Annotated in this window: 1 protein-coding gene; it reads left to right on the forward strand. The window is 43.4% G+C overall.

Annotation, left to right across the window (positions count from 1 at the left end; genetic code table 11):
- Nucleotides 1–14 precede the first annotated feature (14 nt).
- The coding region (lptC, locus tag ACX9YW_RS23720; RefSeq protein WP_460351282.1) for an LPS export ABC transporter periplasmic protein LptC at nt 15–221 on the forward strand (207 nt) is incomplete at its 3' end.

Below are 221 nucleotides of genomic sequence, written 5' to 3' on the forward strand. Positions count from 1 at the left end.
GGACCTCCGGCTCAATTACTGTAACTGCGGATTGCGGAAAATATTTCAGTAACAATAATAATATTCAGCTGAGCGGTAGGGTTCATGTTGAAACAGAAAACGGTATTGTTTTTGACACGGACTCAATCGAATACAGAGCTTTAGAATCACGGTTCAAAACAGTTGATAAGGTGTCGTTCCGGCAACAGCGATTGACACTTTCCGCTGTCGGCTTGGAGCTT

Source organism: Pseudoneobacillus rhizolycopersici (assembly GCF_054786815.1).